Raw genomic sequence first — 972 nt, 5'->3', positions numbered from 1 at the left:
CTTCACCCTGGGGCGGGCCGCCGACCGCAGCCGCCGCGGCATCCATCGCCTCGACGGCTCGACCGTGATCGAGCCGGACGGCCACCTCCATCGCATCTTCCCCTCCCCCGACCGCAGCCGCATCGCGGTGGAATGGGCACCCACCGCCGACGAGAATGCCGTCTTCGGCCTCGTCGATGTCGCCGCCGGCACACTGCGCCTCCACCCCGACATCCGTCTCCGCTACGACACCGTGCTCTGGGCGGCCGATTCGCGGAGCCTCGACGTGGTCGCCAGCCGCGACCGCCGGCTCGTGACCCTCGACGTGGAGACGGGCGAGACAGAGGTGGCTCCCCTGCCGAGCGAGGGCCGGCTGCGACTGTTCCCCGGAGGAGAGAGCGGCCTGCGCGCCCTCAGTTCCGCCGGTGCGGGAACCACTCTGACCGACCGGGCGACGGGGACGCCGCTGGGACGGTGGTCCGCGCTGTTCCGCGCCTGGCGACTCGGCACCGGGGTGCTCGTATGGCATGACCGGGGTCTGGATGCCGTGCTGATCGACGCCGCAGCCGATGCGGCAGATGACCGCGCGCCCTGGCACTGGCACGACCCCGATATACGGATCGTCGACGTCGCGGTGCAGGACGACCGGGTGGTGGTGCTCGCCGTCACGGAAGGGCGGAGCGTGCTCATCGACCTCGACGACGGCATCGAGGTCGGCCGCACAGAACCTGCCTCCTCCGACGCCGATGTGCTCACCACGACGATGATCGGCGTCGACGACGGCGTACTGCGTCTGGGCGTCGAAGGCCCCCTCACGCCACCCCGCATCGTCGAGCGCGCACAGCTCGGCACCACGATCCTGCCGCCCTCCTCCTCCCGCGCGACCACCGTGCGCCACGACATCCCGGCCGGCGACGGCGCGACCCTCACGGTGCACGTGACGTCGCCGAGTGCCGCGGAGGGGATCCCGGGCGCGGGGACGACGGGCCCGCT

1 protein-coding gene is annotated in these 972 nt (G+C 72.6%); it reads left to right on the top strand.

What is annotated here, in order from left to right:
* A partial coding sequence (locus DSP71_RS21860; protein ID WP_220151067.1) for a hypothetical protein occupies positions 1–972 on the top strand: 972 nt, incomplete at both ends.

The organism is Microbacterium sp. H6 (genome assembly GCF_003314775.1).
GTDB lineage: Bacteria > Actinomycetota > Actinomycetes > Actinomycetales > Microbacteriaceae > Microbacterium > Microbacterium oxydans.
This window is presented reverse-complemented; position numbering and strand designations above follow the sequence as displayed.